Raw genomic sequence first — 6,045 nt, forward strand, 5'->3', positions numbered from 1 at the left:
ATCCAAAGAATTGCCGACGGAGGTGGGACGATGGTGGAGGCCACGGGTGAAATCCGAATCGGTGTCTACGTGTGCCACTGCGGCACCAACATCGCAGCAACCCTGGATGTGGCCGAGCTTGCCCGCTATGCGAGCACATTGGCCCATGTCCAGGTGGCCAGGGACTACAAGTACATGTGCTCCGAACCCGGCCAGGAGCTCATCAAGGAGGATGTCGCCAGGTATGGTCTCAACCGTGTGGTGGTGGCGGCCTGCTCTCCCCACCTTCACGAGAGCACGTTCCGCCGCGTGCTCCAGGAGGCTGGTCTTAACCCCTATCTCCTGGCCATGGCCAATATTCGGGAGCATGTGGCGTGGACAGCCGCGGCAGGGCCGGTGGCGCAGGCCCGAGCCCGCGCTCAGATCGCCGCGGCTGTGGCTCGGGTAGCGCGGCAAAAGCCGCTGAGCCCACGGTCATATCCCGTGGTGCCCCGAGTCCTCGTCATCGGCGGTGGGATCGCCGGGATCCAGGCGGCCCTCACCCTGGCCGAGGCCGGCAAGGAAGTCATCCTCGTAGAAAGAGAACCAACCATTGGCGGACATATGGCGAAATTCGACAAGACCTTTCCCACTCTAGACTGTGCCGCCTGCATTTTGACCCCCAAGATGTCGGCCGTCAAAGACCATCCCAATATCAAGTTACTTACTTATTCGGAAATTCAGGAAGTGACAGGCTCGGTGGGCCGCTTCGTCGTCAAAGTCCTGCGAAAACCCCGCTATATTCGGGACGATCTCTGCGTGGGGTGTCTTCAATGCATCGAGGCCTGCCTCTTTAAGGCGCTTAAGATCCCTAACGAGTTCGACCTGGGGCTGTCTAAGCGGAAACCCATCTACCTACCCTTCCCTCAGGCCGTGCCCCGAATCCCCGTGATCGATCCTCAAACGTGCCTCCGGCTGCGAACCGGGAAATGCAAACAAACGTGCCTCGAAGCTTGCGCTGACCGCAACGCCATCGATTTTGAGCAGCAAGAGTGGGTCGAAGAATACGAGGTCGGCGCGATCATTGTGGCCACGGGCTTTCGGACGTTTGATCCCGCGTCACTGGCGTATTACGGCTACGGCCGGTTTCCCGAGGTGTACACGGCACTGGAAGTGGAACGGCTCCTCAACGCAGCCGGTCCCACGGGGGGCGAGGTGTTGCTTCGAGACGGTGCGAAGCCCCGGGCGGTGGGGATCGTCCACTGCGTGGGCAGCCGAGACCGCAACACGCACCCGTATTGTTCCCGTGTGTGCTGCATGTATGCCATCAAGCTCGCCCACCTCATTCGGGAACGCACCGGTGCCGAGGTCTTCAATTTTTACATCGACATCCGCGCTCCCGGTAAAGGCTTCGAAGAGTTCTACGAGAGGGTCCAAAAGGAAGGGGTCCATTTTATGCGGGGCAAAGTGGGCGAGGTGGAACGCCTGACGGATAATGGCGATAGTCCGCGTCTCCTCGTCACGGTAGAAGACACCCTGGTCGGACGAGTTCGCAAGATTCCTGTGGATATGCTCGTCCTGGCTGTGGCGCTGGAACCGGCGGAGGGGGCCGACGAGCTGCAAAAACTGTTACATCTGTCCTGCTCTTCAGAGGGATTCTTCCTGGAAAAGCACCCGAAGCTCGCCCCGGTCAATACGGCCAGCGACGGAATTTTCGTGGCCGGAGCCTGCCAGGGGCCCAAGGATATTCCCGATACGGTGGCTCAGGCGGACGCAGCCGCCGCACAGGCTCTCGCCCTCATCGACCACGGGGTGGTAGAAACGGAGCCCAACATCGCCTGGGTCAACGAAGAGGTGTGTTCCGGGTGCCGTGTGTGCATCGCCTTGTGCCCGTTTGATGCCATTACTCCCGACGAGGAAAAGCAGGTGGCAGTCATCGACCCTGCCCTCTGCAAAGGATGCGGAACGTGTGTGGCCGCCTGTCCATCCGGGGCCGCCCAGCAGGACTTGTTCTCCATCGCGGAAATCCTGGCGGAAATCGAAGGGATTCTTTCGGCGTAAAAGTATCTGTCCTTCGTTGAAAGCGGGTCTCAATTAGTGCGGCCCGGTGTATGACGGGGCTACTGACGGAATGGACAGCCGATCCTTGCAAATGTGGTTCTAGTCGAAGCTGGCACCCCTGCTTTTAAATAGTGCTCGGGTTCTGACTCTTCGCTTCACTGGCACTTCGGCATGGGGTATTTTTATCCGTATTCATTGCTATCTCGTCGCTTCGCGCGACGCACTTCGTCGAGCCAGAATCAAAGCGCGAGGAACCGGCGGAAAACGTCGGAATGATTTAAATAGGGGAAGACTCTATGACCCGGCCGATCCGTGCGAGCCGTTTGCGGTGTAAGGCGTTATTTCCCGAGTATGGATTATAAGATTGAGATTGAGAAAGTGAGCAAAGCACAAACAGTCGTAAAAGAAGCGTCGAGAAATTGCCGAGTTAGGAAAGCAGAAAGAATCTGTTTTAGACGCGAGAAGGACGAAAACGGTAGGCTTGAGATACGGGCCTGTGCTAATTGACGGAGAACGCGACTCGGATCGGCGCTGTGTCGGCTTAAGTCGCTCGCGTCGCGCAGACCGCCGTGCTGCCAGACTGGATCAGCATTGGCAAGATGTCATTGTTCACACCGGGCACGACAAGCGTGCCCCTCCGTCTCGGAGGGACCAGCTTGTCACGTCCGTATTCCGGAGGGACCTGCTTGTCAGGTCCGCTTTTCAAGGTTGCATGATTTATTTTTTCGACCATGCTTGGGGCGAAAAACGTAAGTGCCCGATGCCGCCAGAGGTTTTCCTGAAGCATTCTTCCAAGCAGTACAGTGGGCCTCAGAATGTGTTGTGCCCGCAGAGGGGTGGAAAACCTTTTCCCCCAAGGCCCTGGCTATTGGAGTCAGACGCACCTTTCCCAATGTTGCCTCCCGTGGGGGGCATCGCCAAAAGCGTCGCAAACGTGGCATGTACCACCATCGCAGACCCCACCTCCGCTAAAATCCGCCGCGCCCCAGCAATGTCCCCGTCATCCAACCCCCAAAACACCTTCAACCGCGCATTCACCCGTTCCACCGCGGTCCAACCACGGCAAACCGGTATCGCCTCACCCAACTGCTGCATTATCGTGGTGAATAATCAAGAACAATCGCGATACCACAGAAAGCCTCTGCTTTTCCCCACGTTCTGCGGGGAATGCTTCTTTCGAACCCTTTCTGAGTCCCATCATTCACGCGAAATAAGAACAACGCAAAGGGCTCAGTCTTTCAGGACATGACTCACTGATTGAGGCTGGTTATAATTGGGGTGGCTTTCTTGCTCGACTCTTTTGCAGGAGTTCCTGGCAGGAAATCCATCAGGGTCACGTGCCGGGAGGGGAACGCCTGGCTGGTTGACGAGGGGAGACTAGTCATGGTAACGGGCGAGCAGTTCTGGCAGTCTCTTCAAGAGAGTGGGCTTCTTTCTGCGGATGAATTGTCGCGTTGGGGACAGGAGTTATTCGGGAGCGCTTTTCCCGACTCGGGGGAGGAGCTCGCCCGGGAGCTGGTGCGGCATCGGGTACTCACGGCTTTTCAAGCGGGCTGTCTGTTGCGAGGCCGAACTAAGGGCTTGGTGCTCGGAGAGTATGTGATTCTCGACCGACTCGGGAAAGGGGGAATGGGGGTGGTCTTCAAGGCCCGGCACCGGCGGATGGAGCGGGTGGTGGCCCTCAAGACGCTCTCGCCGCAGGGGATGAAGGACCCGGATTCGGTGCAGCGATTCTACCGCGAGGTGAAGGCGGCGGCGCGGCTGACTCATCCCAATATTGTGACGGCCTATGATGCTGGGGAGCACGAGGGGATTCACTATTTGGTGATGGAGTATGTGGATGGGCAGGACCTGGCGAATCTGGTGAAGGACCACGGACCGATGCCTCTGCAGGAGGCGCTGGAGTGTGTGCTTCAGGCGGCACGGGGTCTGGCGTATGCGCACAGTGAGGGGGTGATCCATCGGGACATCAAGCCGAGTAATCTCCTGGTGGATCGTTCGGGGACGGTGAAGATTTTGGATATGGGGCTGGCGCGGCTGATGTTTGGGACGCTCAAGGAGGGGCTGACCGGGGACCAGTTGACGGCCACGGGGCAGGTGATGGGGACCTGCGATTACATGGCCCCGGAGCAGGCGGTGAGCACGCATCGGGTGGATGGGCGGGCGGATATCTATTCGTTGGGGTGCACGTTGTACCGGTTGTTGACAGGGGAGCCGCCGTACAAGGGGGGGACGCTGATGGAGGTGTTGATGGCGCATCGGGAGGCGCCGATACCCTCGCTGAGCAAGGCGCGGGAAGACGTGCCGCTCGAGGTGGATATGGTCTTTCAGCGGATGGTGGCGAAGCGTCCGGAGGACCGGTACCAGCGGATGGAGGAGGTCATCGAGGCCCTGAAGCATTGTTTAGCGGTGTGCCGGGCGGGAGTCCCGGCCGGGGGCAGAGGCGAGGAGTCGATCAGTACCTGGTTGGCGCGCTTGCCACAGCGCCGGGAGGCGGCGGAAGGAGAAACAGTGGCGTTAAGAGGCGCGGAACCGACACCACGGAGGGCGGGGTCATGGCCGAGGGCGCGAGGCAGCCCTTCAGAGTCCGCAAAGAATTGGCAGGATGTGGTGCGGTGGTTTTCTTCTCAGTCGGTGTTTGTGTGGGGAGGCGTGGTCGTGGGGTGTTTCATTGTGGCGGGGCTATTGGCGGTGGTGCTCCGTCCGGGGCGGTCGTCAGGGACTTCAGAGGAAGCGCGAAGACCGGTGGCCCGAGCTGCGACAAGAGGTTCTGAGAAGGTGGTGCGTCCTCAATCTCAGCCAGATCTTCCGGTGTGGCAGAACGACTTGGAGAAGTTGGAAACTGAGGTGGCAAAGTATTTGGCGCAGCAGGAATACGGGAAGGCCCTGGCGGCGTATCAGGGACTGGCGGATCGTTATCAGGACCTGGAGCTGGCCCAGGTAGTCCAGGAGCGGAAGGCGAAGGTGGAGGAGGCGGCAGCTCAGGCGGCGCAGGCGGCTGAGGAACAGGCCCGGCAGCTCCTGGCCGAGAAAAAATTTGTGGCAGCCCGGGAGGTAATGTTGCCGGTTATCGACCGATTTGGGATACCGGTGTTGGCGGAGCGGGCGCAAAGGGTATTGGACGAGATTGATCTGGCAGAGCGATCTGCTGAGGGGATGGCGGGGCCCACCGGTTCCGAGAAAACAGAGAGCATGACCAAGCCATCCGAGGGTGAGTCGCAACCGCCGGAATCTTCGGTGGCGGGGGAGAACTCGGCCGTAATCCGGCCGGCTTTGGAAGTGGCTTGGGAAAAACTGGAGGGGTTATTACGCCAGTGGGAAGAGCAGGAGGCTGAATTCTTCCGCGCGACGGCGGAAGTCGAGGAGCGGGTGCGTCATTGGGATTTTGCTGGCGCGCTGGCGGAGGCGGAGAGGGTGCAGCTCAGTGATCCGGCTTTAGCAGATCGGTGGAAGGTTCGGCAGGAGGAGTTAAGGTGGTTGGCGGAGTGGAAGGGGCGGATGATCGAGAAGATCAACGGCTCTGCGGGGCGTTTACGGAAAAGCGATTTGGGGCTGCGGGGGCTGGGTGGGGAGGTGGTCGCAGCCGATGAGGAAGAAGTAACCTGTCGGCTGATGGACGGCAAGGAGGAGAGGTTGAAATGGTCGGAGGTGGGATCACTGGCAGTGAAGAAGCTGGCGGGCGTGGTGGTGGATGCCGATCGGCCGGAGGACCTGCTGAAGGCGGGCGTATTTTTGGTGTCGATGGGCGAATCTGGGGAAGCCACCCGCTATTTTGTGGAGGCTGAAAAGAAGGGGCTTTCGGTGCAGGAGCACCTGGAATTGGCTAGCTATCCGCTGTTGAGGGACCTGGTGGAGCAGTTGCGAAAGAAGGAGTACCCGGCGGCCCGAGTGGCCCTGGAGCGGCTGCAAAAGGAGCCGGCGCTGGGAGAGTGGCGCAGCAAACACCAGGAGCTTTTACAGGGGATGGCGGCGGTCCTTGCGGCTGCCCAGCGGGAGGCCGAGGCAGAAAAGCTCTACAGCGAAGCG

Annotated in this window: 2 protein-coding genes; both read left to right on the forward strand. The window is 59.8% G+C overall.

The features are described 5' to 3' along the window. Positions 1 to 30: 30 nt before the first annotated feature. A complete protein-coding gene (locus ABJK56_RS18275; protein WP_347246119.1) occupies positions 31 to 2,019 on the forward strand; it encodes a CoB--CoM heterodisulfide reductase iron-sulfur subunit A family protein in 1,989 nt (662 codons plus the stop codon). 1,383 nt (positions 2,020 to 3,402) lie between these two features. After that, positions 3,403 to 6,045: serine/threonine-protein kinase (locus tag ABJK56_RS18280; RefSeq protein WP_347246120.1), on the forward strand; the 2,643-nt coding region annotated here is incomplete at its 3' end.

It is taken from the genome of Thermogutta sp. (genome assembly GCF_039793925.1).
Lineage (GTDB): Bacteria > Planctomycetota > Planctomycetia > Pirellulales > Thermoguttaceae > Thermogutta.

What these genes read in the sequence shown, in the direction of transcription:
- ABJK56_RS18275 (WP_347246119.1), top strand. Translation starts at nt 31, where the DNA reads ATGGTGGAGGCCACGGGTGAAATCCGAATCGGTGTCTACGTGTGCCAC.